The organism is Flavobacterium sp. GNP001, assembly GCF_054343775.1.
Map to the genome: position 1 here is coordinate 1 of NZ_JBTGUX010000008.1, position 26,898 is coordinate 26,898.

General features: G+C 34.6%; 28 protein-coding genes and 10 pseudogenes. 19 read left to right on the forward strand and 19 right to left on the reverse strand.

Going from position 1 to position 26,898, the window contains the following annotated elements:
- Window positions 1-160: 160 nt before the first annotated feature.
- From ACXX8U_RS14365 to ACXX8U_RS14375, 3 genes and pseudogenes are all read right to left on the reverse strand, one after another.
- Window positions 161-514, reverse strand: coding sequence for a hypothetical protein (locus tag ACXX8U_RS14365; RefSeq protein WP_458566465.1), 354 nt, complete (start codon window positions 512-514; stop codon window positions 161-163).
- Between the two features lie 250 nt (window positions 515-764).
- Window positions 765-1,034: a glycosyltransferase gene (locus ACXX8U_RS14370; protein WP_458566466.1), complete on the reverse strand. Its 270-nt coding sequence runs from the start codon at window positions 1,032-1,034 to the stop codon at window positions 765-767.
- A 437-nt stretch (window positions 1,035-1,471) separates the two neighbouring features.
- Window positions 1,472-1,755, reverse strand: a pseudogene (locus ACXX8U_RS14375) (trimeric intracellular cation channel family protein); the annotation flags it as partial.
- Between the two features lie 208 nt (window positions 1,756-1,963).
- Here ACXX8U_RS14375 and ACXX8U_RS14380 point away from each other — a divergent pair.
- From ACXX8U_RS14380 to ACXX8U_RS14415, 8 genes and pseudogenes are all read left to right on the forward strand, one after another.
- Window positions 1,964-2,755: a TrmH family RNA methyltransferase gene (locus ACXX8U_RS14380; protein WP_458566467.1), complete on the forward strand. Its 792-nt coding sequence runs from the start codon at window positions 1,964-1,966 to the stop codon at window positions 2,753-2,755.
- A 116-nt stretch (window positions 2,756-2,871) separates the two neighbouring features.
- Window positions 2,872-5,102, forward strand: a pseudogene (locus ACXX8U_RS14385) (RelA/SpoT family protein).
- A gap of 118 nt (window positions 5,103-5,220) precedes the next feature.
- Window positions 5,221-5,707: pseudogene (locus ACXX8U_RS14390) on the forward strand (Fur family transcriptional regulator).
- 31 nt (window positions 5,708-5,738) lie between these two features.
- Window positions 5,739-6,839 (forward strand): annotated as a pseudogene (locus ACXX8U_RS14395) (adenylosuccinate synthase).
- A 49-nt stretch (window positions 6,840-6,888) separates the two neighbouring features.
- A complete protein-coding gene (locus ACXX8U_RS14400; RefSeq protein ID WP_458566468.1) occupies window positions 6,889-7,014 on the forward strand; it encodes an adenylosuccinate synthetase in 126 nt (41 codons plus the stop codon).
- A 138-nt stretch (window positions 7,015-7,152) separates the two neighbouring features.
- Window positions 7,153-7,736: pseudogene (nudK, locus tag ACXX8U_RS14405) on the forward strand (GDP-mannose pyrophosphatase NudK).
- Window positions 7,736-8,374: a DMT family transporter gene (locus tag ACXX8U_RS14410; protein WP_458566469.1), complete on the forward strand. Its 639-nt coding sequence runs from the start codon at window positions 7,736-7,738 to the stop codon at window positions 8,372-8,374. Before nudK ends, ACXX8U_RS14410 begins: the two are co-directional and overlap by 1 nt.
- Window positions 8,374-8,619, forward strand: coding sequence for an EamA family transporter (locus ACXX8U_RS14415; protein WP_458566480.1), 246 nt, complete (start codon window positions 8,374-8,376; stop codon window positions 8,617-8,619). The genes ACXX8U_RS14410 and ACXX8U_RS14415 overlap by 1 nt, the downstream gene beginning before the upstream one ends.
- Window positions 8,620-8,701: 82 nt before the next feature.
- Here the strand turns inward: ACXX8U_RS14415 and ACXX8U_RS14420 are convergent.
- From ACXX8U_RS14420 to ACXX8U_RS14440, 5 genes and pseudogenes are all read right to left on the reverse strand, one after another.
- Window positions 8,702-9,343: pseudogene (locus tag ACXX8U_RS14420) on the reverse strand (peroxiredoxin).
- 240 nt (window positions 9,344-9,583) lie between these two features.
- Window positions 9,584-10,039 carry an MFS transporter gene (locus tag ACXX8U_RS14425; RefSeq protein ID WP_458566481.1) on the reverse strand — a complete coding sequence of 152 codons (456 nt, stop codon included), beginning with the start codon at window positions 10,037-10,039 and terminating at the stop codon, window positions 9,584-9,586.
- Complete coding sequence (locus ACXX8U_RS14430) at window positions 9,939-10,361, reverse strand: hypothetical protein (protein WP_458566470.1); 423 nt, start codon at window positions 10,359-10,361, stop codon at window positions 9,939-9,941. Before ACXX8U_RS14430 ends, ACXX8U_RS14425 begins: the two co-directional genes overlap by 101 nt.
- A complete protein-coding gene (locus ACXX8U_RS14435; protein ID WP_458566471.1) occupies window positions 10,279-10,797 on the reverse strand; it encodes an MFS transporter in 519 nt (172 codons plus the stop codon). The genes ACXX8U_RS14430 and ACXX8U_RS14435 overlap by 83 nt, the downstream gene beginning before the upstream one ends.
- A gap of 49 nt (window positions 10,798-10,846) precedes the next feature.
- Complete coding sequence (locus ACXX8U_RS14440; RefSeq protein ID WP_417950351.1) at window positions 10,847-11,758, reverse strand: AEC family transporter; 912 nt, start codon at window positions 11,756-11,758, stop codon at window positions 10,847-10,849.
- A gap of 145 nt (window positions 11,759-11,903) precedes the next feature.
- Between ACXX8U_RS14440 and ACXX8U_RS14445 the strand changes: the two genes are divergently transcribed.
- The 3 genes and pseudogenes from ACXX8U_RS14445 (at window position 11,904) to meaB (ending at window position 14,208) form a co-directional block, all read left to right on the forward strand.
- Entirely contained in the window at window positions 11,904-12,311 is a 408-nt protein-coding gene (locus ACXX8U_RS14445; RefSeq protein WP_458551729.1) for an Rrf2 family transcriptional regulator, read from the forward strand.
- 57 nt (window positions 12,312-12,368) lie between these two features.
- Window positions 12,369-13,017 (forward strand): annotated as a pseudogene (locus ACXX8U_RS14450) (NAD(P)-dependent oxidoreductase).
- A 98-nt stretch (window positions 13,018-13,115) separates the two neighbouring features.
- Window positions 13,116-14,208: pseudogene (gene meaB / locus ACXX8U_RS14455) on the forward strand (methylmalonyl Co-A mutase-associated GTPase MeaB).
- A 1-nt stretch (window position 14,209) separates the two neighbouring features.
- Here the strand turns inward: meaB and ACXX8U_RS14460 are convergent.
- The 3 genes from ACXX8U_RS14460 to ACXX8U_RS14470 are packed head-to-tail and all read right to left on the reverse strand — an operon-like array spanning window position 14,210 to window position 16,114.
- Window positions 14,210-14,443 carry a hypothetical protein gene (locus ACXX8U_RS14460; RefSeq protein WP_458551731.1) on the reverse strand — a complete coding sequence of 78 codons (234 nt, stop codon included), beginning with the start codon at window positions 14,441-14,443 and terminating at the stop codon, window positions 14,210-14,212.
- Between the two features lie 32 nt (window positions 14,444-14,475).
- Window positions 14,476-14,703: a DUF8828 family protein gene (locus ACXX8U_RS14465; RefSeq protein ID WP_091204000.1), complete on the reverse strand. Its 228-nt coding sequence runs from the start codon at window positions 14,701-14,703 to the stop codon at window positions 14,476-14,478.
- A 28-nt stretch (window positions 14,704-14,731) separates the two neighbouring features.
- Entirely contained in the window at window positions 14,732-16,114 is a 1,383-nt protein-coding gene (locus tag ACXX8U_RS14470) for an MATE family efflux transporter (protein WP_458551732.1), read from the reverse strand.
- Window positions 16,115-16,348: 234 nt separating this feature from the next.
- Here ACXX8U_RS14470 and ACXX8U_RS14475 point away from each other — a divergent pair, with 234 nt between their 5' ends.
- Window positions 16,349-16,933, forward strand: a complete 585-nt coding sequence (locus ACXX8U_RS14475) for a hypothetical protein (RefSeq protein WP_417950354.1) — start codon at window positions 16,349-16,351, stop codon at window positions 16,931-16,933.
- Window positions 16,934-16,990: 57 nt separating this feature from the next.
- Here the strand turns inward: ACXX8U_RS14475 and ACXX8U_RS14480 are convergent, their stop codons facing one another.
- The 7 genes from ACXX8U_RS14480 to ACXX8U_RS14510 all read right to left on the reverse strand — a co-directional run bounded on the left by ACXX8U_RS14480 (window position 16,991) and on the right by ACXX8U_RS14510 (window position 21,380).
- Window positions 16,991-17,641, reverse strand: a complete 651-nt coding sequence (locus tag ACXX8U_RS14480) for a cytochrome-c peroxidase (RefSeq protein WP_458566482.1) — start codon at window positions 17,639-17,641, stop codon at window positions 16,991-16,993.
- Window positions 17,642-17,661: 20 nt separating this feature from the next.
- Entirely contained in the window at window positions 17,662-18,636 is a 975-nt protein-coding gene (locus ACXX8U_RS14485; protein ID WP_458566472.1) for a cytochrome c peroxidase, read from the reverse strand.
- Window positions 18,637-18,861: 225 nt separating this feature from the next.
- On the reverse strand, window positions 18,862-19,143 hold the full coding sequence (locus ACXX8U_RS14490) for a hypothetical protein (protein WP_458566473.1): 282 nt from the start codon (window positions 19,141-19,143) through the stop codon (window positions 18,862-18,864).
- Window positions 19,125-19,622: a hypothetical protein gene (locus ACXX8U_RS14495; RefSeq protein ID WP_458566474.1), complete on the reverse strand. Its 498-nt coding sequence runs from the start codon at window positions 19,620-19,622 to the stop codon at window positions 19,125-19,127. Before ACXX8U_RS14495 ends, ACXX8U_RS14490 begins: the two co-directional genes overlap by 19 nt.
- Window positions 19,603-19,863: a hypothetical protein gene (locus ACXX8U_RS14500; protein ID WP_458566475.1), complete on the reverse strand. Its 261-nt coding sequence runs from the start codon at window positions 19,861-19,863 to the stop codon at window positions 19,603-19,605. Before ACXX8U_RS14500 ends, ACXX8U_RS14495 begins: the two co-directional genes overlap by 20 nt.
- A gap of 89 nt (window positions 19,864-19,952) precedes the next feature.
- On the reverse strand, window positions 19,953-20,312 hold the full coding sequence (locus ACXX8U_RS14505) for a hypothetical protein (protein WP_458566476.1): 360 nt from the start codon (window positions 20,310-20,312) through the stop codon (window positions 19,953-19,955).
- A gap of 195 nt (window positions 20,313-20,507) precedes the next feature.
- Window positions 20,508-21,380: a PPK2 family polyphosphate kinase gene (locus ACXX8U_RS14510; RefSeq protein WP_458551735.1), complete on the reverse strand. Its 873-nt coding sequence runs from the start codon at window positions 21,378-21,380 to the stop codon at window positions 20,508-20,510.
- A gap of 197 nt (window positions 21,381-21,577) precedes the next feature.
- Here ACXX8U_RS14510 and ACXX8U_RS14515 point away from each other — a divergent pair, with 197 nt between their 5' ends.
- Window positions 21,578-22,414, forward strand: a complete 837-nt coding sequence (locus tag ACXX8U_RS14515) for a DUF6929 family protein (protein ID WP_458566477.1) — start codon at window positions 21,578-21,580, stop codon at window positions 22,412-22,414.
- A gap of 128 nt (window positions 22,415-22,542) precedes the next feature.
- Window positions 22,543-23,258 (forward strand): annotated as a pseudogene (locus tag ACXX8U_RS14520) (3-ketoacyl-ACP reductase).
- 146 nt (window positions 23,259-23,404) lie between these two features.
- On the opposite strand, the pseudogene mtaB reads toward ACXX8U_RS14520, so the two are convergent.
- Window positions 23,405-24,735, reverse strand: a pseudogene (mtaB, locus tag ACXX8U_RS14525) (tRNA (N(6)-L-threonylcarbamoyladenosine(37)-C(2))-methylthiotransferase MtaB).
- 302 nt (window positions 24,736-25,037) lie between these two features.
- Here mtaB and ACXX8U_RS14530 point away from each other — a divergent pair.
- The 5 genes from ACXX8U_RS14530 to ACXX8U_RS14550 all read left to right on the forward strand — a co-directional run bounded on the left by ACXX8U_RS14530 (window position 25,038) and on the right by ACXX8U_RS14550 (window position 26,841).
- Window positions 25,038-25,358 (forward strand): hypothetical protein, encoded by a 321-nt coding sequence (locus ACXX8U_RS14530; protein WP_458566484.1) that lies wholly within the window; start codon window positions 25,038-25,040, stop codon window positions 25,356-25,358.
- Window positions 25,318-25,440 (forward strand): WYL domain-containing protein, encoded by a 123-nt coding sequence (locus tag ACXX8U_RS14535; RefSeq protein WP_458566483.1) that lies wholly within the window; start codon window positions 25,318-25,320, stop codon window positions 25,438-25,440. Before ACXX8U_RS14530 ends, ACXX8U_RS14535 begins: the two co-directional genes overlap by 41 nt.
- 108 nt (window positions 25,441-25,548) lie before the next feature.
- Window positions 25,549-25,710, forward strand: coding sequence for a hypothetical protein (locus ACXX8U_RS14540; RefSeq protein ID WP_458566478.1), 162 nt, complete (start codon window positions 25,549-25,551; stop codon window positions 25,708-25,710).
- Between the two features lie 111 nt (window positions 25,711-25,821).
- Window positions 25,822-26,010, forward strand: a complete 189-nt coding sequence (locus tag ACXX8U_RS14545) for a 3'-5' exonuclease family protein (RefSeq protein ID WP_458551739.1) — start codon at window positions 25,822-25,824, stop codon at window positions 26,008-26,010.
- Between the two features lie 297 nt (window positions 26,011-26,307).
- On the forward strand, window positions 26,308-26,841 hold the full coding sequence (locus tag ACXX8U_RS14550; RefSeq protein ID WP_458566479.1) for a PDDEXK-like family protein: 534 nt from the start codon (window positions 26,308-26,310) through the stop codon (window positions 26,839-26,841).
- Window positions 26,842-26,898 lie beyond the last annotated feature (57 nt).

Genomic DNA, 26,898 nt, shown 5'->3' on the forward strand with positions numbered 1-26,898 from the left:
GATTATACCATACATGAAATTAACTCCACCCGCATTAGAATTCGAATTCATTTCAGAGATACTTCTTTTTACTCGGAAAGTCAAGGATGCAACCCCCAAACATACGGGACCAGAAATATTAAAAGCAATTGCTTTCCGCATATCCGTATCAAAATTCAAATTAACTGTTGCCAAAATAATTCCGGGCACTAATAATAGGAAAATCCAATAGGGTGCTGCACTTTTTTGAGAAACCACTATAATACATTCCGATTAATAAAAATACCATTACGGCATATTTTGAGATTTCATACAAAGGATTGCCATCAGTCATTCGTAAAAAAACCTCACTGCCCACAATATAAGCTGCAGCTAAAAGAGCCTCATTATTTCTATTCTGATTTTTAATTACGTTAATTTCCATATAAAAATATTCCATAGCCATATATTTTGCGGTGAACGGGATTGCATACCCCATAAAACCAATTAGGACATGAAACAGTATAATCGTGAGTAGGATTGATCCTCTTCTCATTTTAATATATTTTTCAACCAGTTCAAATAGTTGGTCATTACCGATTTTTCAGAGTAGTGTCTCTGCACCGTCTTTGGGTTTGTCTAATTTATCTCGCAGCGTACTATTTTCAATGGATTGTTACTATCGCGTCATAAAATAATTGAACCTCTTGGGCTTACTAAACCATTTAAACCATTTTGTACAACAGCACCTGCACTTCGCCAACGTTTGTTTCTACCACTGCTTTTTTATGTGCACCATACTCTGGCTACCCCGGTAAACCCTCTGATTTAGAAGTTAGAATTGCAATATCTACCTGCTGGATAATTGCGGCCGCATCGGTTTTACTGCCGTAAAGAAACACATTTTTTTCTAGTTTTAAATCGGAATGCCGCTTCTTAATTGTTGCAGCATATTCATCTTCAAAATCTTTTCCTACAAGGTGAAAAGTCCAATCTGGATGAGAATATTGTAATTTATTGGCCACTTCAAGTAAAAGGTGCTGGTCTTTTTGAGGTCTTAAATTAGCCAAGCACAAGATCCGTTTTCCCTGGCAGCCCCAGCAAGTTAGTTTTAAGTGCAGTATTTTTCTCTAGTGCAGTAAAATTGGGCAAATACAGTACATGAGGTACTTTTAAACCGTCTCGCACCAATTTTTGAGTTTCTGATTGACAGTGATGACGCCACTAAAAACGATGTAAATAATTTCTTGATATTCAGTACCTGGTCTTTCTTTCAAAAATTCACTATGATAATGATCGTGCCAAACTATTTGAAGGGATGGCAAGCAACATTTAAGCAAAACCGCTGTAAAAAATGAGGTGCTGTGCGCCTGCAGCACTTGAATTCGGTTCTTTTTAACAGAATCTTCTCAAGCGCCAAAGTGCCTTTAAATCGATACTCCTTTTTTTCTTAAAAAGAAATACGGCACTGCTGCTTCCAATTGATCTTGTAATGGGCCTTCTTTCCATTACTGCCAATGGTGTCAAATGGAACCAAAGAAGTTCGCAATCTGTCGAATTTTTTTCTAAAAATAATGGCTAGTATAAATCCGATGATTATCACATAAACATATTTTAAATCCAACATCCATCCTACTGGCGTCCTGCCAATCATGATGTCTCGCAAGGTTCCGCCGCCCACGGCAGTTACAAATGCAATAATAAATACACCAAAAGGATCCATTTTTTTATTCATTGCCGTCAAAGCGCCAGCATGGCAAAAGCCATCGTACCGATGATGTCTAATAAATGGAACATGCTGTTTTTTGGATTTAAAAATGGATAAAAAGAATGCTATCAATTGCATATGATTCAGGCAAAATTAAAGAAAATACTCTTGTAACCAACTCATATTATCTACATTTAATCAAGGTTCATTACAGCAGATAAATATTCGAATCCAAATATAGAAAACTGAATTTTCTCTGTGTATCTTTGTTTCCTATAAATTAAATAGTTGTACCTCTTGAAACAAATCACTTCGATACAAAATCCATACATAAAATCTTTAGTGCAATTGCAGGAAAAAGCAAAAGCACGTAAACAATCCGGAACCTTTTTAATTGAGGGAAAACGTGAAATTTCTATAGCCATCAAAGGCGGTTACCAAATAGAAACGCTCTTGTTTTTACCTGAAATTTGTTCGGAAAACGAAGCGCGTCAATTATATAAAAATGCCGAGCTGATAGAAATCAATAAAGAAGTCTATCAAAAACTGGCCTATCGGGATACCACTGAAGGCATTTTGGCTGTAGCCAAAACCAAATCAATGAAATTATCTGATTTGAAATTATCTGAAAACCCATTGATTCTTATTGCCGAAGCACCAGAAAAACCCGGAAATATAGGAGCTTTACTTCGTACTGCCGATGCTGCTAATCTTGATGCGGTAATTATTGCCAATCCAAAAAGCGATTTATACAATCCAAATACTGTGCGTTCCCAGCGTGGGCTGTTTATTCACCAACCAAATTGCAACCGGAACCACATCAGAGATTATTGCGTTTTTGAAAGAAAGAAAAATCAATTTTTATTGTGCGACTTTACAAAACTCCACTTCCTATCACACGCAGGATTACACGACGCCAACCGCTTTAGTTGTAGGAACGGAAGCCACTGGATTAACAGAAGAATGGCGAAAAGAAGCAACCCAAAATATTATTATTCCAATGCAGGGCGAGATCGATTCAATGAATGTTTCGGTTGGGCCCGGCCGTCCATCTTGATTTTTGAAGCCAAAAGACAGAGAGGATTTTAGATTTTTGATTAACAATTTTAAAAACAAACTCTAGTTTCTTTAGTTTAAAATTCAAATATACATTTGCATATCTCCTAACTAATTTCTATTTTTAGGAATTAAAGAACCATGCCGTTATGACAGAAATTGATATAGAAAAAGAGAATAAAGCAATTGCTCAAGAATACAAAGAATTACTTCGTATTAGCTACCAAACGTTAAGTGAAGAAGATAAAAAACTCATCCGAAAAGCATTTGACGTTTCCGTAGAAGCACATAAAGAACAACGACGAAAATCGGGCGAAGCCTATATTTTTCATCCTATTGCTGTGGCAAAAATTGTTGCTTCCGAAATAGGTTTGGGAGCTACATCCATCGCTGCTGCATTATTGCATGATGTTGTAGAAGACACGCCAACTACCATACAAGATATAGAACGTTTGTTTAATCCTAAAGTGGCTCAAATCGTTGAGGGATTAACAAAAATATCATTGGTACAAAAAGATCTTAATGTTTCCATGCAAGCAGAGAATTTCCGTAAAATGATATTGACGTTGAACGATGATGTACGCGTAATTCTGATTAAACTAGCCGATCGTTTGCATAATATGCAGACTATGGAATCGATGCAGGAGGACAAACAAACCAAAATTGCATCAGAAACCCTTTATATTTTACTGCACCTTTGGCACATAGACTCGGCTTGTACAACATAAAGACCAAACTGGAAGACTTAGGACTAAAATACACGGAACCTGCTATTTATAAAGAAATTGTAAGTAAAATAAAAAGAAACCAAAGAAGAGCAAGATGCTTATACTGAAGATATTTCTAATGTCCTGAAAGCCTCTTTAGATACCGAAGGAGTTGAATACATTATAAAAGGACGTCCAAAATCTATCTATTCTATTCGCAGAAAAATGCAGGCGCAAAACGTGAGTTTTGATGAAGTGTATGATAAGTTTGCGTTGCGTATTGTATACAAAGCGACTCCACGTGAAGAAAAATTCGTTGCTTGGAAAATATATTCTATTGTTACGGATCATTACAGACCTAGTCCAAGCCGTTTACGCGATTGGATTTCGTCACCAAAATCTACCGGTTACGAAGCCTTGCACATTACAGTAATGGGACCAAAAGGGCGATGGGTTGAAGTACAAGTTCGAAGCGAACGTATGGATGAAATTGCCGAAAAAGGATATGCCGCACATTATAAATATAAGAACGGTGCTACTGAAGAAAGTGGTTTGGATGTATGGTTAAATTTACTAAAAGAAGCCTTAGAAAATTCCGAAACAAATGCAGTAGATTTTGTGGAAGATTTCAAAATGAATTTATATTCCAAAGAAATCTTTGTTTTTACTCCAAAAGGAGAAATAAAATCATTGCCTAAAGGAGCCACTTCACTGGATTTTGCGTTCAGTATTCACTCAGAAATAGGAATTCGAACCAGAGGAACGCGTGTTAATGGAAAATTAGTCCCTTTGAATTTCGAATTGAAAAGTGGGGATCAAATAGAAGTTATTACTTCACAACGTCAAAAACCAACCATTAACTTGGCTGGATTATGTGACTACTTCGAGAGCGAAAACAAAAATTAAAAACGTTTTAAACGAGAATACCAGAAGAAAATTGGCGAAGAAGGAAAAGAACTGTTGACCCGAAAATTAAAGCATTTAAAAATCACGTTAAGCGAGCAAGTGATTAATGAATTAGTCAACTTTTTCAAACTAAAAACAAGCCTGGACTTATTCTACAGAGTTGGAATTGGCGCTATTGAAAACCAACAGCTCAAGGATTACGCTGCGCAAAAGAGCAATACTTTCATTAATTTTTTCAAAAATAAAATGAAACGTTCTCCTAGCACTACTTCAGATGAGGATATTCATAAACCAATAATAAGCAGTAACTATGACATGCTCGTTTTTGGGAAAGAACACGACAAGCTGGATTACAAATTATCGCCTTGTTGTAATCCAATTCCTGGCGATGACGTTTTTGGATTTGTAACAATCAATGAAGGTATGAATGTGCATAAAAAAGATTGTCCAAACGCCATTGGCATGCAATCAAACTATGCATACAGAATCATGTCAGCCAAATGGATTGACTCTTCACAAGAAGAATTCAAAGCCATTATTAACGTTACAGGAATGGATGTTTTAGGACTTACAAATCAATTAACAAAGGTGATTTCAAACAATATGCATGTTAATATACAGAGTATTTCTTTGAGTACTGATGCAGGAATTTTTCATGGTCGAAGTTGCAGTAATTGTTCAAAACAATACCATTTTGAAAAAAATGATACAACAACATCAAAAAAATTGACGGAATCGATAAAGTAACAAGGGTTTATGAAACATAGAATAAAATCCAGTTTTTAGTTTCAAATCTCAATTTGCTCCACTTGAAACTAAAAAACTTGAAACTAAACAAACCTTAAACTTTATACTTTAAACTAAAAAAATTATCTTTGCCCGCATATGACACTCATTTCCACAGATAACACCAAAAACCAAGAAAAATTGTAAAAAATGTTTTTACAATGTATCTTGAAAAAAAAGGACATCGCAAGACTCCTGAACGTTATGCTATCCTTCAGGAAATTTACGATAGCGAAGAACATTTTGATGTAGAGAACCTTTATATCAAAATGAAAAACAAAAGCTATCGTGTGAGTAGAGCAACTCTTTACAATACGATCGAATTGCTATTAGATTGTGCTTTAGTGCGTAAACACCAATTTGGACAAAATCAGGCACATTATGAAAAATCATATTTTGACAAACAGCACGATCATATCATAATGACTGATACTGGCCGAAGTAATTGAGTTTTGTGACCCAAGAATTGGAAAGTATCAAAAAAACAATCGAAGAAATATTCGACATAGAGATCACCAACCACTCGTTGTATCTCTATGGAACTAAAAGGCAAAAGAACAACTTGGACGAAAAAAATCGTTCATAAACATAAAAACTAACTACAAATAACAGATAGAATGACCGTAGATTTATTACTAGGATTACAATGGGGAGATGAAGGAAAAGGAAAAATTGTTGATGTTCTAACTTCAAATTACGATATTATCGCTCGTTTTCAAGGAGGTCCAAATGCAGGACATACTTTGGAATTTGACGGAATAAAACATGTTCTTAGAACTATCCCTTCTGGTATTTTTCATAAAACTGCTGTAAACATCATTGGAAATGGAGTAGTAATTGATCCTGTTGTTTTTCAAAAAGAAATTGAAGGTCTTGAAAAATTTAATTTAGATATCAAAAGCAAATTAATCATTTCAAGAAAAGCTCATTTAATTTTGCCTACTCACCGTTTATTAGATGCAGCTTCTGAAGCTTCTAAAGGTAAAGCAAAAATTGGTTCTACATTAAAAGGAATTGGTCCAACATATATGGACAAAACCGGTAGACGGAATTCGTGTAGGTGATATTGAACTTGAAGATTTTGCAGATCGTTACAAGAGCTTTGGCTGAATCAGCATGAAGAAATGATCAAATTTTACGATGTATCAATTCAATACAATTTAGCTGAAATGGAAACTGAATTCTTTGAAGCAATCGAAGAATTAAAAAAATTAGATTTCATAGATAGCGAAGAATATTTACACCAAGCCCAAAAAGCAGGTAAATCAATATTATGTGAAGGTGCTCAAGGTTCATTATTAGATGTTGATTTTGGAACATATCCATTTGTAACTTCATCTAACACTACTGCTGCTGGTGCTTGTACCGGTTTAGGGATTGCTCCAAATAAAATCAAGGAAGTATACGGAATTTTCAAAGCTTACGTAACACGCGTAGGAAGTGGTCCGTTCCCTACTGAACTTTTTGACGAAGATGGTGCAACTATGGCACGTGTAGGAAATGAATTTGGATCTGTAACCGGAAGACAAAGACGTTGTGGATGGTTAGACTTAGTAGCGCTTAAATATGCTGTTCAGGTTAATGGTGTAACACAATTGATGATGATGAAAGGTGATGTACTTTCAGGTTTTGAAACCTTAAAAGTATGTACGGAATACAATTATAAAGGAGAGAAAAGTTCTCATTTCCCTTATATAACATCGAACCAGAAAATGTAACTCCAGTATATCAGGATTTGGCAAAGGATGGAAACAAGATTTGACTGGTATGACAACTTATGATGAATTACCTACAGAGTTGAAAGAATACATTGCATTCATTGAAAAAGAAGTGGAAGTTCCTATCAAAATAGTTTCTGTAGGTCCAGACAGAAAGCGAACTATTCTAAAATAAGATCACCAAACGTCCCGATAAATCGGGACGTTTTTTTTCCTCTCCCCAACCCTCTCCAAAGGAAAGGGAGTCGAGACTGGATTATTTTTTACTAATAATTTTCTACTTAAACAGAAAAAAAATACTTTCAATACATCCATGAAAAATCCAACTATCAAAATACAAAAAACCGAATTATTATCTGACAATTGGTACATCTTAAACAAAGTAACTTTTGATTATCAAAAAAAAGACGACTCTTGGATTACACAAAAAAGAGAAGTCTACGATAGAGGAAACGGCGCCGCTATTTTACTTTATAACAAACAACAAAAAACAGTTATTCTAACACGTCAGTTTCGTTTGCCAACGTATCTTAATGGAAATGAAACCGGAATGATGATGAAGAGGTTTGTGCAGGACTTTTGGACGCTGACAATCCGGAGCAATGTATCATTCGAGAAACTGAAGAAGAAACAGGATATCGTATTTCTAAAGTCAAAAAGGTAATGGAAACGTATATGTCGCCAGGTGCTGTAACTGAAATTTTATATTTATTTGTTGGTGAATACGATGAATCTATGAAAGTAAGCGATGGTGGCGGAGTAGCACACGAAGAAGAAAATATAGATGTAATGGAAATGCCTTTCGACGAAGCGTATGCTATGATCGAAAGCGGTCAAATGCAAGACGCTAAGACGATTATGTTGTTACAATATGCAAAAATTCATAATTTGATTTAATGAGCAATACGACTAAAGGAGTTTTATTTGCTTTATTTGCTACCTTGCTATGGTCTGTAAATATGGTAATTGCAAGTGGGATCAAAGGTCACATTCCTCCTGTTGGATTGGCTTTTTGGCGCTGGACAGTTGCGTGTATTGTTTTGGCTCCATTTGCAATAAAAAGTACGATTAAAAGTTTCAAAATCGTAAAGAAACACATTCGGTATCTTACGCTTACGGCTGTCTTAGGCATCACTATTTTTAATACGCTGATTTACTTTGCAGGAAAAACAACGAGTGCAGTCAACTTATCGTTAATCGCCATTTCAATTCCGTTGTTTATTGTTGTACTCTCCAGAATTATTTTTAAAGAGAAAGTGTCTAATATAAAAATAGTGGGAATTGTAACCATAATCACAGGAGTTTTAGTGCTTATTTCCAAAGGTTCCATACAAGCATTATTGCATATCAACTTTACCATTGGGGATTTATTAATGCTTGTAGCTTGCTTCTTTTTTGCTTATTACACGATATTAGTTCGACAAAAACCAGATGAATTAACTCCAAAAGTATTTTTGTTCAGTGTTTTTGTAATTGGTACTATTTTACTGTTCCCTTTTTATATGTTTGGGCAAGTGTCTATTACAAAAAAGTAATTTTTGACACTAAAACAGTTCTAGTTACCACATATGTTGGCGTTTGCGCTTCCTTAATTTCATTTTATTTATGGAACGAAGCCATTCGACTAATTGGAACATCAAAAACTGCGTTAATTTATTATTTGATTCCTGTACTCAGTGGGATTTTGGCATATTTTTTTCTTAACCAAGCCATTCTACTAACCCAAATCATAAGTATGGGAATCATTATTACGGGGTTATTGATTACCAATAAGAAGTAAAAAATTAAACTTTTGACAAAACAAAAAAGCAGAATGAAACAAATTCATTCTGCTTTTTGCTTAAAAGATATACTGAAAATTACTATTTATTAGGCTGTGGAGTCATTCTTAAATACGGCTTTACTCTTTCATAGCCTTTTGGAAATTTAGCAGCAATATCTTCGTCCTTAACAGCTGGCGAAATTACTACTCTATCGCCATCTTTCCAGTTTGCCGGTGTTGCTACGCTATATTTTGCTGTCAATTGCAAACTATCAATTACACGCAATAATTCATCAAAATTTCTACCGGTTGACGCAGGATAGGTTAACGTTAATTTTATTTTCTTGTCTGGTCCGATTATTGAAGCCGAACGAACCGTGAAGCTCTCACTTGCATTGGGATGAATCATATCATACAATTCAGCGATATGCTTGTCTTCATCGGCAATTATGGGAAAGTTTACAGTTGTATTTTGAGTTTCATTGATGTCTTTGATCCATTTCATGTGCGAATCTACTCCATCAACACTCAATGCGATTACTTTTACATTTCGTTTTTCAAATTCAGGATAATAATTCGCAACTTGCTCCTAACTCAGTGGTGCAAACAGGTGTAAAATGAGCTGGATGGGAGAATAGAATTCCCCAAGAATCTCCTAACCATTCATGAAATTTTATTTTTCCTTGTGACGTTTCTGCTGTTCAAAATCAGGAGCAATATCGCCTAATCGTACTGTTGCCATAGTAATTTAATTTATTGATTAGTAACACTGTAAGGTATTGAAATAAAAGCAATAAAGGCGAAAACTAATCTTAAAGTTGTACTAATTTTCATGAAAAAAAGAAAGCAATCAGGAAACGAAATGCCCTAGCCCTGATCGAAACGGCATCTCCCGATTTAGAAAAACAAGGCTTTTTCAGCCCTAGTTTTCTGAATCGAGAGATGTCAGAGCAGAGCGGGAAAAAGCTCCTGTAGAGAAGTGTTATTTTTTCTTTAAATTGGGTAAAAAGAGCGCTATAATCCCTATCAAAGGTAAATAAGCGCAAAGATAATACACGTACGTTATGCTGGTGTGATCTGCAAGATTTCCCAATAAAGCGGAACCTAAACCACCCATTCCAAAGGCAAAACCATAGAAAAGACCTGAAACCATCCCGAGTTTTTTAGGCAATAATTCTTGCGCATAAACCAAGATAGCCGGAAATGCAGAGGAGATTATGATTCCAATTACGACCGACAAAACGCCTGTCCAAAATAAATCAACATACGGCAACAATAAAGTAAAAGGTGCTGCTCCCAAAACCGAAAACCAAATCACGTATTTCCTTCCGAATTTATCACCTAACGGTCCGCCAATTAAAGTTCCTATGGCGCAAGAGGCCAAAAATAAAACCAAATGAAATTGTGCTTCCTGAACCGATAATCCAAATTTTTCGATTAAATAAAACGTAAAATAACTGGACATACTGGCCATGTAAAAGAATTTTGAAAATATCAAAACCAACAAAATCCCTACTGAGATGACAATCTTTCTTTTGGGACAAATTAGGCAAATCGATTACCGCTTTCTTTGCACTTCTTAAACTTAAATGGTTTTGATACCACAGGGCAATTCTACTCAAAACAATTAATCCGATGATGGCAACTACCACAAACCAAATGATGTAATATTGTGAATTAGGAACCACAATTAAGGCGACCAACAAAGGCCCGATGGCAGTTCCGGCATTCCCTCCCAACTGAAAAATGGATTGTGCCAAACCACGCTTTCCACCAGATGCTAAAAAGGAGATTCGGGAAGACTTCAGGATGAAAAATAGAAGAACCAATTCCGACCAAAACAACTGAAATTATAATCATTTCAAAACTGGAAGCATACGATAAACATACAATTCCGGATAAAGTAAACAGCATTCCGAAAATTTGAGAAAAAGGTTTTGGTCTTTTATCGGTATACAAACCAACCAAGGGCTGTAATATAGAGGCCGCCAGTTGATACGCCAAAGTGATTAATCCGATTTGCGTGAAGGTTAAATTGAAATTTTCTTTTAAAATAGGATACGTTGCAGGAATTACGGCTTGTAATAAATCATTCAATAAATGGGCGAATGCGATAGAAAATAATATAGAATAAACGGTTTGCTGCGCAATGGGAGTTGTATCTATTTTTGATGTAGTATCAAGAGATGAATTCATATTTTTTAAACTAAATTACTAATTATTGGTTCTGATGAGTTTCAGAAAATTAAACATACTGAACCACAAAATACCAAAATAACAAGGTGATAAACGATAATGGAATTCCGAAACCTATCATCATGCTGCTTAAACGGGGTTTTAAACCGTGGGTAGAGGCTAAAATACAAGCCGTTATCATAGGCGCCATAGCTGACTCCATTATAGCAACTTGAATAATTTTAGAATGCTGTTGCAAAATTACGACATACAATACGTAAATGAGAGCAGGAGTCAATATTAATTTATACAAAAGTCCCAGTCCTAAAAACCTCCAATGCTGGCTTTTTCGGTCAAAGCGCAGTTGTAAACCAACAGAAAGCAAAGCCAAAGGTGTTACTCCACTTCCCAATTTTTGAAATACAAGCTGTACATATTCATGGAAATCGACATTAAAAACATTCATCAAACAGGCAATCAAAAAAGTTATAAATGGCGGAAAAAGAAGAATTTTTTTAGCGATTTGAAAACCATTCGGGTTACCACTGGAATATAAAGTTGCCACTAAGATTCCTAAGGTAGAAAGCACCACAAAAGAACCAGGTTGATCGACTAAAATAGCCGTTTTCAAACCTTCTTCCCCATATAATGCTTCAATTATTGGAAAACCTAAAAAGGAAGTATTCCCCAAACCGGCCGTTAAAATTAAACAACCAATAAGTTTTTTAGACCAACCGAATTTGGCACCTAAAAAACTAAAAAGCAAATAGGACACAACAAAACCAATCCAAGCAACTCCAATTGGGAACAGTAATTCATTGCTCCATTTTATTTTTGGGATATAATATAATGCTAAAGCTGGAAGACAGATGTAAATAACAATCTTGTTTAAGAGCTTATAAATAGTTACAGGAAACCCTTTTATATTTTGGAATACAATCCCAAGGAATAGGAAAACAAAGATTAGGATGAAATTAGTCATAGTTTAATTTGATTACAAAAATACCACTTAAATTTATTTTGAGAAGTAAAAAAATCTTGCTTTAAATACTACACTATGTTAAAAAAGAAACAATAATTGGAAATTACAATTTTAGACGTATATTTGTAATATATTTTATTACAGTATGATTTCAGGTAAATTTGCAATAACACTACATATCCTAACCTTACTCACTAAATTCCCAGACGAATATTTATCCTCTGAATTTATTGCGGGTAGCGTGAACTTACATCCCGTTTTGGTACGGAAAGAAATTGCAAACCTGAAAAAAAATAATATTGTAGAAAGTAAAGAAGGCAAAAACGGAGGGACAAAATTATTAAAATCGGCATCAGATATTTCATTAGATACCATATTCAAAATGACTTTTGATTCTGTTAGCTTAGGTTTTTCAAAGAATGAGCCTAATCCAAAATGCCCTGTCGGAAAAAAAATCAATGAAAATTTAGAAGATTTATATGAAAACATCAATGAAAAAATCAGCTTACAATTAAGCGGCATTACATTGGAAAATTTTTCTAATCAATTTTAAAACTATTTTTTTATACTAAACTGTAACATTTTTTATTACTTTTAAATACATATAATTATGAAAATCGCAATTATCGGAGCCACAGGATTTGTAGGTTCAGCAATTTTAAATGAATTGGCAAGTCGCAATCATGAAATAACGGCTATAGCCAGAAAATACTAAAAATGATGGAAACACAGCTATAAAATGGGAAAAAGCAGACATCAACAACGTTGAAGAACTGTCTAAAATTATTGCTGGAAATGATGTGATTGTAAACGCTTTCAGCGCAGGTTGGACCAATCCAAATTTATATACCGATTTTCTTGAAGGATCAAAAGCGATTCAAGAAGCCGTTAAAAAATCTGGTGTAAAACGTTTTATAACCATTGGCGGTGGCGGAAGTTTGTTTGTTGCTCCTAATTTACAAGCAGTAGACACACCGGATTTTCCAAAAGAATATTATACAGGAGCTACTGCCGCAAGAGATTATTTGAATATTATTAAAGATGAAAAAGAGTTGGATTGGGCATTTTTCAGTCCGGCTTTTGAAATGCACCAAGGCATAACTACAGGAAGAACGGGTAAATACCGTCTGGGATTAGAAAATCCTGTTTTTGATGAAAATCAGAGAAGTATTTTATCCGTTGAAGATTTAGCAGTAGTTATCGCAGATGAAGTTGAAACCCCAAAACACCATCAGGTTCGTTTTACAGCAGCGTATTAATTCTATATGTTTTTTTCTAAAATAAAACAGTTTCATAAGGCAGTTGCTTTTTGAAACTGTTTTTGTTTTCACTACTTTTACTATTCTAAAAAATAGTTTTGCCAAATAAAAAACACCATCCAAGCGCCTTAAACGAAAAACCCGGAATTTCTGCTCCTGAAATTATCAGCGCTGTTGCTGTCGAGCATATTCAGCAATTTAGAAAAATACAACCTTCTGCAAAAGAACTCGTTAAAGGAATTTTAGACGAAAATATTACTGCGCTAAGTCGTGCCATTACTTTAGTCGAAAGCACGAACGTAAATCATTTGGCTAAAGCCAACGAAGTGATAAATGCCAGCTTACCTTATGCCAATAAATCCGTCAGAATAGGAACTACAGGCGTTTCCAGGAGTTGGGAAAAGCACCTTTATTGAAGCTTTTGGGAAATACTTGACTGGTTTAGGAAAAAAAGTAGCAGTGCTTGCAGTTGATCCGAGCAGCACGATTTCGCATGGAAGTATTTTGGGTGACAAAACCCGAATGGAAGAATTGGTGAAAGATAAAAATGCTTTTATACGACCTTCAGCTTCCGGGGAAACACTAGGCGGTGTAGCTCGTAAAACCCGAGAAACCATAACGCTTTGTGAGGCTGCCGGCTTTGATACCATCATCATAGAAACCGTTGGAGTTGGTCAAAGTGAAACTGCCGTTCACAGCATGGTTGATTTTTTTCTTTTATTGAAAATTTCTGGTGCGGGCGATGAATTACAAGGTATCAAACGCGGAATCATGGAAATGGCGGATGCTATTGTCATTAACAAAGCCGATGGCGATAATGTAAAAAGAGCGCATCTTGCTAAACTGGAATTTAATAGGGCGTTGCATCTTTTCCCTGCTAAAAAATCAGGTTGGACTCCTACAACTGCTGCCTGTAGCGCCATAACCCATGAAGGAATATCCAATGTTTGGGAAACCATTCAGAAATTTCTGGAACTTACAAAAGGCAATAATTACTTCTTTGAAAAACGGAAAGAACAAAACCAATATTGGATGTTAGAAACGATCAACAAGCAGTTGAAAACGAATTTTTACAACAATCCAGAAATTCAAAAATCACTGGAATCAACTAAAAAAGCGGTGCAAAATGATGAAATTTCACCCTTTGCAGCCGCTCAAAAATTATTGGAAAAATATTTTAAAAAAGACTAATCTATTCTGTTCTTCTTTTTCCTTGTAAATAAGATTGGTATCCATACTTTAACATTAAAACACCAAGAGCAATCTTACCAAATTTACCAATAATATATCCTACAATATGTCCAGAATTATAGGCTTCACTAGCGTTTACATTTGATTTAATTTCAAACGGAAAAAAGTTAAAAACCCCTTTAATTATAAGTATTGTGCCAAAAATAAACATAGAATACATAAATACATTTTTCATTTGAATATAAATTTGGTAAGACAAAAATTTAACTACTCCTCGTAAAGTTTTATTTCTCGATCATAAAACTCATTGGCAAGAACGATTAATCCTTCCATTTCAGCATTTAATTCTGCCTCGTCAAGGTCTTCAGCTTCTTCCATAAACTCTACTTCATCATCTTTAAGATTGATGATAAATCTTGGGTAATCAAGGTGTATGATGAAAATATCTTCGGGAAAATCAGTATTGTCTCCTAGTAAAAATTTTGGTAATTCCATGAATTTAATATTTAAGTAATTTATTATTTTATTTATTCTCGTTTTGCATCACCAACTTTCTTGTCAATCTCGCAAAGCGAATATACAAAAATAAAGCGGCAGCAGTTAATCCCGCTAAAAGTCCGATCCAGATTCCAACAGCTTTCAGTTCCGTGTATTTTCCTAAATAATAGGAAATAGGAAAACCAATAACCCAATAGGCCACAAAGGTAATGTACATAGGTATTTTTACATCTTGCAAACCACGTAACGCTCCTAAAACAACCACTTGAATACCATCTGAGATTTGGAAAATAGCAGCAATCAATAATAATTTTGAAGTGATTAGAATGATTTCTTCATTATCAAGCATTTGAGCTGAATCTGTCATATTCAAGAATAGATGTGGTAAAAAATTATGAAACACGACAAAGATAATTGCGAAGAAAGTTTCTAGAATAATCGCCAAAAGAAAAATTGATCTTGCCACAACAATCAAGTTTTTATAATCGTTCATTCCTTTGGTATGGCTCACTCGGATCATTGCTGTAACACTTAATCCCATAGCAACCATAAAAGTGGAGGATGCCAGAATAAGTGCAATCTGATTGGCAGCCTGACTATTTTTTCCCAAAGAACCGGAAAGCCAAATCGCCGCGGTAAACAAAGTTACTTCAAATAACATTTGCATTGCTGAAGGTAAACCAAGGTTGATGATTTTTTTCAGAATTGATTTTCGAATTTCTTTGAAACTGAAATTCTTAAAATATTTTTTCAAAGCCGAGTTTCTTTTCATCAGATAATGCATAAAAACTACCATCATTATTCTGGACAATACCGTTCCCAATGCAGCACCCAGAATTCCTAATTTTGGAAAAATCCAAATTCCGTAAATTAGCACATAATTAAAAAAGACGTGCACTACGTTAGCCATAAATATAGCGTACATAGAATATTTTGTTTTAGACAATCCATCGGCAAATTGTTTGTAGCCCTGATACATAATCACCGGAATTAAAGAAAACGCAACCCAATCAATATAAGGAGCAGCCATTTCAGCCACTTCCTTGGGTTGGTGCATAAAATACATAATTTGTTTAGATAGCACCGTCAGAATAAATAATACAACTCCTAAAATCGTACATAAAAGCAATCCATGATGAAAAGTAGTGCGGATTTTTTGATCATTTTTTTCGGCATCAGCCTCAGCCACTAATGGGGTAATTGCAGTAGAAAAACCTATTCCTAAGGACAAAGCAATAAATATAAAACTATTACCCAGCGAAACCGCTGCTAACTCAGTAGAACCTAACTTGCCTACCATGAAATTATCAACTATACCTATTAATGTATGTCCTAGCATTCCCAGAACTACTGGATAAGCTAATTTAATATTATAAGAAAACTCTTTGAAGTATTGAGATAAATTCACTTTTGCTTTTTTTTGATGGCAAAGATAATTAGAAGCTTTCAATTGCATCAATACTATTACATATATAACACTTCTTTTTTAGTACATAATTTCACCCAACAAGGAATTCTATAACAAAACCAAGTAATTCTATAACAAAACAGGCTTATGAGGGCTATACATTTGTAACGTTGTTTTGAATTAAATAAAATCAAGATAACACCAAAAAAATTATTAATAAAAAATATTACAATTATGAAAACGACAGGAAAAATCAAAATGTTATTTGTATTCGCAATAGCAATGATGTTTGCTAACAATGTACAAGCACAAGAAACAACAACTACAGCTACAAATTACGATCAAGGATTCCGTTTAGGATTTGGTGCAAATGCAGGATATTCAACTAACGACCCTTACAAATTATCACTTGGTGCGGATGTAAGAGGACAATATGATTTATCAAAAAGATATTCTTTGACGTTGACTACAGGTTACACTAATTTATTTGTAAGCAAAGCTGATGGGTTTGCTGGTCAAACAGAAGGAAAAGATTTAGGTATTATCCCAGCTAAAGCAGGTTTTAAAGCTTTCGTATGGAATGACCAATTTTACCTAATGGGAGAAGCTGGTGCAGCATTTGCAACAAGTAACGTAGAAAACACAAGAGATAAAACTTCTTTATTGTTATCTCCAAGTATAGGTTATGCTACTAAGTACATAGATATTTCTTTGAACTATACACACTACAATCATTTTGATCGTTTAAACAGTAATGGTTCTCTTGGTAGAGGAGTAGGACAAGTTGGTGTACGTTTAGCTTATGGTTTCAAACTATAAAAAAATATTGAGTTAGTTATAAAAAATGCGCTGAAATTTCAGCGCATTTTTTGTTTACTATCGGGAGTACTTTTTATCTGTCAAAGTTTTCATAAAGGCTATAAGCTGTTTTTTTTCTAAGTCAGTAAGATTCAGTTTATCTTCTGGTAACGTTTGGTTTTGCAAATTAAATCCCAATCCGTTTCCACCGCCTTCATTGTAAAAATCAATTACTTCTTCCAGTGTTTTAAAAACGCCATTGTGCATGTATGGAGCTGTCAATTCAACATTTCTTATAGTAGGTGTTTTGAAAGAATTACGATGAATTTCAGCTTTCGTTAATTCAAATTTACCCAAATCAGCATCTAATTTTTTATGTTTATTAGGAACGCCCAGCACTTCACTTTCTGATTTCATAAAACTTGGTGGTACCGTTCCGTTTGTTAATGGAATAAAATGACAAGTAGCACATTTTGCCTTTCCAGTGAATAAATTAAAACCTGCAATTTCATCCAAATCAAATTTTTCCTCTCCTCTCATAAACCCATCAAACTTTGAATCATAATTACTCAATGATCTTATATAGGATGCCAATGCGTTCTTTATCCCAAATTCATCTATTGCTGCTTTAGGAAATGCTTTTTGGAACTTGGCAACATAACTCGCTTCTTTTTTTAAAGCCTCCACTGATTTTGCTAAAGAACCATGCATTTCATTTTCATTTATAATTACCGCGACAGCCTGATCTTCTAAATAATTGACTCTGGAATCTGAGAAAAAAGCACGCTAAAATGCAATGTTAGTAAGTGTAGGCGTATTTCTTTTACCAACGATTTACCGTCTAATGAAACTGATTTCTCCAAACCATCCGTAAATGCTTTATCAGAATGATGACAGGAAGCACAAGAACGAGAATTATCTCCTGATAAAACAGGATCATTAAACAATAACTTTCCTAATTCTATTTTTTCAGGTGTAGTTTCATAATCTGGAAATGCGGAGAAAGCTTCGGCATCAAAAGCGTTTTCATCAAATAGCGTCTGTGCCGTTGTTTTCAGTCCTCTTGTTTCTTTTATAAAAGGAATTTTTAAGCTGACTTGCGTTTTATACAAACCGACACTTAACGGATTAGCGATTTCTCGAATAAAAAAAGCGCGGTCGAAGGCATTAAAGTTGGTATTCTTTTTTAAATATTCCTTGCCTTTTTTAATCGTTTTTAAAACCTTCTGAAATGATTCATCGGGTGAATTATCAGCATAGATTTTATAATATTTCTCGATACTTTCTAATGCTGATACTGCTTCTGGAATAGATTTTTGAGCAATCGGGGAATCAAATCCGGTTATTCCCAGGGTTATGATTCTAAAAACTTCCAAACGCATCGCATCAAAAACGTGGGAATCTGTGAATTCATTTGTCTGTGATACTTTGTCCAAACGCTTTAAATTAGCCGATAGAATTCCCATTTCTTTCAGCAACTCCGCTTTTGATTTTGGATTATATGCCGGAAAAATAAATTCTTCAATCACTTGAAATCCTTCGGGAGGCAAAGTCTTTCCATCATTTTCTTCAAATTCAGCCAAAGCTGGACCATTTATAGCTTTAGAGACAGCAGGAAAATAATACTCACTTATCGTTTCCACTTGCTTGTAACTGCTGTGCGCATTTAGAAATTGTTTCTGAAGCTGAACTGTTGAGGAATTTAACTTTATTAAATGTTCCAATTTAGAAACCTCATCTATGACTTTTAGAATATCTGATTTGAATACATTATTTACCGTTTAACATGCTTAGGAATAGCATTTTGGCAAGAAACTAATACAATTAAAACCAATAAAACGAAACTATTTTTCATGATAAATGCGAGTAACTTTAAAAAATTGTAAAAAACAAAAACCACGGTTCCTACTCAGAAACCGTGGAGATTTGTAACTATGTGATAGGGTTTATTATCGTGCTAATCCTTTGATTAAAACAATTTGGCTTGCCTGATCTTCATTTGGACGATTCGTTCCTCCATCAACACCTTTATATTTTGTCCCTCTCCAAGTATGAGGCTGAACACTCAATAAGAAAGTATCATCAATCCCTAATTGTTCAGAAACATCAATCATGGCTCCGTATTCCCAATCCCCAAATTTACTTGTTCCTCCTACATTATATTTAGTAGCATCTGAAGCCGTACGACGGTGGTCTAACTCAACAACCACTTTCAATTGTTTTGTCGCCATGTTGTATTGATAGATGTAAGCGTCATGGATGTTTCATCACCATATCCATTGGCATCTTCCTGAACATAAACGTAGTTTTTTGTCACACAGATATTATCTGGATTTTGGAATTTCCCGGCAATTCCGGTACGGTCATCTCCATCAAGAATTACTTCAAGAGTACCAGCCAAAGGATTGCTTGCATCCAAGTTCAATTTGTAAACTCTACCATATTTTGTTCTTGAAGCATCTGCATTGGTTCCGGTTGTATTTTGTCCTGTAACATTAAAATAGATTTCTCTTGCTCCAGCATCTGAACCTTTTTTATAATCCAAATCCTCTACTCTTCCAAATTTGATTCCTTTCAATGTATTTACAGAAGCATTTATAGCCGCTCCTGTCATTGTAGTATGGTTCTCAATTTTCACAAAAGAAACACCGTACGATTGATTGACAACCATATCTTTCTCTCTCTGATTGTTATCCGTTCTTTTCATCATGTACTAAAGAACCATTCGTTAAATCACCAACAGTGTTTGAAACATACATAAATACTTGACCGCCATACGTTCCTGAATCATCATCTCCAATTACAACTACCGTTTTTCCTGCAAATGCAGACGCTTTTAATGGCAAAGCATTTTCAGCACTTATTCTTCCTAAAGCAGGTAATTCTTTAGAAACCGAAGCAGAAGCAACATCTCCAAAAGGATTTATGGCATCAAGTGCGCGATTCTTCACCAGATTCTCCACAAGTTAAATACAATGGACCAAAACCATTTTCAGCAACTGTTGCCATTGTAGCACCACATAACCTCCAAGTTCCACCATTAGAGTTCAATAAATATCTCCTTTGTAGGTTTGAATGTTTTGTCAAAAGTTACTCTTGATACCGCAAAATTGTCTTCGTGATTCACCAAAAAAGTAAAAGTACCATCAGCATTTTTCAATAATCCTGATCCATCTGCAGAACCTCCAAAAACAAAATTTGGGCTTCCTGCCAAAACATCGTCAGAACCAATCAATGAAAAAAGCTCTAAGCTTTCAAAACCAGCTTGCTTTTTCAATAAGACAGGAGTCGCTGATTGATTCGCTAAAACAACACTTGTTGGTTCATTAGAAGATTTAGCATCATTCTCACATGAGATTAAGGATACTAAAAATAACATTGGTAAAATAATTCTTTTCATCTTGGTTGATTGTTTAAATTTCAAGCAAAGTAATGCCGTCAATTTAAACTCTGAATGAATTGAATATTAACAAAAAGCCAAGAGTTGACTTTTTGTTAAACACGAGAAAAACAATAATTTTACATACTAACAATACCGTAATGCAATAATAAACTTCAAGTAACTTTAGTAAGAAAATCTATTAAATTAATTCTCTTACTTCAGCATTTCTTTATACATTTCAAAATTAGCTTTCACTTTTTCGTCTAACTGTGGTTCCTTAATGTCAGTATATTTTTGCATTTCTTCCCAAATAATTTTGGCAACAACATAACGTGCCATTTCCTTATCATCAGCCGGAATAATATACCACGGCGCATTTTCAGTAGCCGTTTTATTAATTGCCTCTTCATAATACTGCATGTATTCATCCCAATGCTCGCGCTCTTTCAAATCTCCAGGCGAAAATTTCCAATGGTGCTCTACTTCTTCTAATCTTCGCAGCAAGCGCTTGCGTTGCTCTTCCTTACTCATATGAAAGTAAAACTTCAAAACAATAGTTCCGTTTTGTGTAATGTGCTTTTCAAAATTATTAATTTGCTCCAATCGATCTTCCCAAAACTGTGGCGTCACATCTTCTACTTTTTCAATTCCAGGCAAATTTTCATTCAAAATATATTCTGGGTGAACGCGTGTCACCAAAACATTCTCATAATGTGTTCTGTTAAAAACAGCGAATTTCCCTTTTTCTGGCAAAGCCAAATAATGTCGCCACAGGTAATCGTGTTCCAGCTCCGTTGAATTGGGTGTTTTAAAACTATGCACCTCAACACCACGCGGATTAAATTCCTTGAAAACTTCCCGAATCAGACTATCCTTCCCAGAAGTATCCATGCCTTGCAAGCAAATCAAAACGCCATATCGATTGTGCGCGTACATCACATCCTGCAACTCGCTCAATTTCTCCTGAACTTTGTCCAGTTTTTCCTCTTTATCATCCTCACTGGCTCCATTAAACAAGTTTGTAGGGATTTTAGACAAATCAATTTTGCCAATCACTTTAAAATCATCGGGGTTTATAGACTTCATAAGAAATATTTTATCTTTGTAAACTCAAATATAACAAATTATAAGGAGCATTTTCCAGCTATTCGTTGCAATCTTTTATTATTTTAAAGAAAAATAATAAAAGGATTTCCTCTTCAAACAAAGTTCACTGAACTCCTATGAAGATAGAAATTAGGTGAAGTAATCTGGGCTAGGCACTCCTATTCAAATCAAATACAATGGAAAAATTCACACTCGAATTATTATTTCAAATCATAGGTATTGGTTCCGCATCAGGACTTATTTACAAAGACAATTCCCTACTGATTATTGGTGACAACAGTGGTTTTCTTTATGAATACCACATGGATTCCCATGATTTAAAACGCCATCCGTTACTGGAAAACCCAACAGAGAACACGCTAAAAAAAGATAAAGCAGATTTCGAAGCCATAACCCATTTTGGTGATAGTTTGTATGTTTTTGGCTCCGGTTTCACCGAAAAAAGAAACAAAATGATACAAGTCAATGCTACTGATAAAAAGATAATCGCCACAAATGACCTCACCGATTTGTATGCCGTAATGCAAAATTTTGGAGAAATAAAACCCGAAGATTTCAACCTCGAAGGCGCCATCTATAATGGCGAAAGTTGGTTTTTATTAAATCGTGGGAACGGAAGCTCCAATAAAAATGTCCTTTTCACCATCGAAGGAAAAAATCTGACTAACGATTTTGCTATTCTTTCAAACGACTACAAACTCCCAAAAATAAAAGGAGTGCGCAGTAGTTTTACCGATGCTATTTTAGTTGACAATAGCATTTATTTTTTGGCCACAGCCGAAGATACCGAATCTACATATGATGATGGCGAAGTTTTAGGAAGCCTTATTGGGAGTATCAACCTGAAAACCATGAAAATCGATTTTACACAAAAAATTAGTAGCACCCATAAATTCGAAGGATTGACTTTGTACGCAAATTCAAAAGAAAAAATAGAATTCCTGCTTTGTGAAGATAAAGACACCGAAGTTTTAGAAACAGATATTTATAAATTAACTTTAGACAAAAAATAATATTCATTTCAGTCAAAATCACAGAACGTTAAATTTAGATTAAATAGAAAATCAAAATAGATTTCAACTATAAAACCTACTACTTTTACAGTAAACTAAGACTTTTTTGGCCTAAAATAATATACAAAATGACAGACTTAAAAAATAAAAATGCCCTAATCACCGGCGCAGGAAAAGGAATTGGTAAAGCAATCGCTTTGGCCTTAGCCAAAGAAGGCGTAAATATAATTTTAGTAGCACGTACGCAAGAAGAGATAGACAGTGTAGCTGCAAAAGTGCGTTCTTTACGAGTAAAAGCAGTGGCAATAACTGCTGATGTTGCTGATATCAATTCGGTAAATAGTGCAGTAGAAAAAGCATTAGCCGAATTGGAACCATTGATATTTTAATCAATAATGCCGGAATAGCCGCTTTTGGAAAATTCCTGGAATTAGAACCAACTGATTGGGAACGCATTATTCAGGTAAACTTAATGGGAACATACTACGTAACTCGTGCCGTTTTGCCAAATATGATTGAAAGACAAACGGGCGATATCATCAATATTTCTTCAACAGCAGGATTAAGCGGAAATGCATTAACGAGCGCTTATAGTGCTTCTAAATTTGCTGTTTTAGGATTAACAGAATCGCTGATGCAGGAAGTTCGCAAGCATAATATTCGTGTAACCGCATTAACGCCAAGTACCGTTGCCACAGATATGGCCAAAGAATTAAACCTGACCGATGGAAATCCTGATAAAGTAATGCAAGCTGAAGATATGGCTGAATTAATCATCGCGCAACTGAAACTAAACCGACGCGTTTTCATCAAAAACAGCAGTATTTGGTCTACGAATCCTTAAAATTAGTCGAAAGTCAAAAGTCTTAAAGTCGAATGACCAATATTTAATAAAAAAACCATTAAGAGATTAAGAAAATTAAGCGGAAGACTTAATGAAACTTAATCTCTTAATGGTTTAAAAACTTAAATGACTTACATGTTTAATAATTAAACCAAAGCCGAAACAAAATCCATTCGTACACTTCCATCTTCATCAATTTTCGTCAAATTAATATCGTGTAAGGTATTGACTAATTCAGGATTCCAAGGCGTTTTTACTTTTACGTAATTTTCAGTAAAACCGTGAATGTATCCTTCTTTATTTTCACTTTCGAACAAAACAGTTCTATTACTTCCCAATTGACTTTCGTAAAAAGCACGGCGTTTTTTTACGGACAAACCGCGCAACATTTTGCTGCGTTTAGCACGAACATTAGCAGGAACAACTCCTTCCATTGCAGCAGCTTCAGTATTATCTCGTTCCGAATACGTGAATACGTGTAAATACGAAATATTCATTTCATTCAAGAAATGGTAGGTCTCTAGGAAATGCTCGTCTGTTTCACCCGGAAAACCTACAATTACATCTACGCCAATACAAGCATGCGGCATCACTTCGCGAATTTTATTTACGCGTTCCGTATATACTTCGCGTTGGTAACGACGTTTCATCAATTTCAAAATGTCATTGCTTCCAGATTGCAACGGAATATGAAAATGCGGAACAAAAGTTCTACTTTTCGATACAAATTCAATGGTTTCATTTTTCAATAAATTGGGTTCAATAGATGAAATTCGCAATCTTTCGATTCCTTCTACTTTGTCTAATTCCTGAACTAATTCTAAGAAGGTATGTTCGTGTTTTTTATTTCCAAATTCACCTTTTCCGTAATCCCCAATATTTACTCCGGTAAGAACAATTTCTTTTATGTTTTGCTTCGAAATTTCTGAAGCATTTTTCAATACATTTTCCAGTTCATCACTTCTAGAAATTCCTCTTGCTAACGGAATCGTGCAATACGTACATTTGTAATCACAACCATCCTGAACTTTTAAGAAAGCACGGGTTCTGTCTCCTGATCGAATAATCTCCCAACATAAAAATCAGCTTCGGCAATTTCACAGGAATGCACTTCGCCAAAATCATTTTTCGACAAATCATTGATATAATCTGCCAATTTAAATTTTTCAGTTGCACCAAGAACTAAATCCACTCCATCTACGCTTGCTAATTCTTCCGGCTTCAATTGCGCATAACAACCCACAGCCGCAACAAATGCTTTATCATTCAATTTCATTGCTTTTCGCACGACTTGTTTGAATTGTTTATCAGCATTTTCAGTAACTGAACAGGTATTAATCACGTACATATCAGCCACTTCTTCAAAATCAACACGGTCAAATCCTTCGTCTTGTAAGTTACGGGCAATTGTAGAAGTCTCTGAGAAGTTTAGTTTACAGCCTAAGGTATAAAAGGCTACTTTTTTTCTGTTTTCCATAAGATAACTCAATTAATGAAATCGTTGTCAAAAAATTGAGTGCGCAAATTTACAAACAAATCCATTAAAACATTAGATTATCTCCATTTTTAAGAAACACTTTAATTAAGATTTATTCACTCCGTCACATAACGGCAGACAAAACTACTTATCTTTGAAAAACAAATCCAAATCATTATGTCAAAATTAATCTATTTTAAAAGGTATTTGTACGTTATCGACCGCTTGAGAAGCAGACCTTGTAGTTTTAGTGAACTGCAAGATCATGTGATACATAAACTACGAACAAGTACGATATTGATATGACTTTTGAGTATGCCATACGAACTTTTGAACGCGATAAAAAAGATATTACAACTCTTTTTGGAATCGTTATTCAATACAACCGAAAAGACAAAAGCTATACTATTGATGAAGAAGAAATAGAAGACCAATCGGTGACACGAATGATCGATGCCTTTTCGATACATCACGCACTTCAAGAAGGAGATAAACTCTCGCCTAGTGTGTTTCTTGAAAAACGAAAATCATTGGGAACCCGAAAACATCTACGGGATTATTCATGCGATACAAAACCGCGCTATTTTAAAATTTACTCATCAAAAACATTGGGAAGATTTTAGTACGCTACGGGAAGTAAAACCAATTGCCATAAAAGAATCGCAACAAAGATGGTATTTGGTTGCTCTGGATAAAAAAGGATGAAAACTGTAAAAACCTTTGGTCTAGACCGAATCTTCAAGCCTAAAAATCACCGACACCAAGTTCAAACCCATTGCCTTATCATGTAGAAAAAGAGTTTCAAGCACGCCTTTGGAGTCGAGACTTATGCACCGTGCCGAAAAAGTGGTTTTGGAATTTTCCAAGCAGCAAGGCAACTACATCAAAACATTTCCGTTGCACGAATCCCAACGCATTGTAGATGAAACCGAGGATACCGTCCTGCTAGAAATTTGCATTCATACTTACCAATGATATTATAATGGAACTCTTGAAATACGGTAGTAACGTAAAGGTTATATCTCCTATTTCGCTTCAAAATGAAATCAAAAATAGCATTTCGAAAATGTCAAATTTGTATCAATAATGAAAAATTTTACAGCCATAGATTTTGAAACGACACAAGGCTACCGTTGGAGTATTTGCCAAGTTGGATTGGTTAGAGTTGAAAACGGAATCATTACCAAAGAAATTAATCTATTAGTACAACCTCCCAATAATTGTTACTGGAGTCGCTTTACGGACATACACGGAATTACCGCAAAGACACTGTGAATGCAACCACTTTCGACCAAGTTTGCATCAAATTATTCCCTTTATAGAAGGCCATAATGTAATTGCTCATAATGGTTTTGGCTTTGACTTTCCAGTTTTGAACAAAACACTCAACTACTATAATTTACCAATTCCTGACTATAATAAATTCTGTACTTATAAGATTTATAGGTCAAATTTAGCTAACTTGTGCCAAGAACACAATATTCCACTTAATCATTACAATGCGCTGAGCGATGCTAGAGCTTGTGCGGAGTTGTATTTGAAAAGTTTGAATGAAAATAGAAAATAAAATTTATGGATAAAATAAAAACCCTTTTACAACAAGTTTCAAGTATTCGAAGAGAATATGAAAAAGCAAAAATTACTGAAGAGAATTTTAATGTTTTTTCTGTTATGAATATGGAGCATAGTGAAGTTAATACTCATTCCTCAATTATAGGTGAACTATTGAATCCTAACGGTTCTCATGGGCAAGGAGATGTTTTTTTAAAATTTTTTATTAGTGAAGTGCAAAATTCCTTTGGGTCAGATATTGAATTAAATAATTTTGACACTTTGATTAATGATAAAATTTGTGAAAAGACTGTTAGTTTAGATATAGATTGGGAGAATATTACTGGAGGCAGAATTGATTTAATTCTAGAAGATAAAAATCAAATTCTAATTATTGAAAATAAATTATATGCTATTGATCAACCTCTTCAGTTAATTCGATATGACAATTATGCCAAAACAAAGAAAAAAGAGTACAAGATTCTCTATTTAACATTGTTCGGAAAAAAAATAGAAAAAAGAAGAAAAGTTAAATGGAATAATAAGAGGCTATAATTTTATACATACAGAAATAAGTGAATACAAACTTTTCTCTGAAAACAATAAAAACAA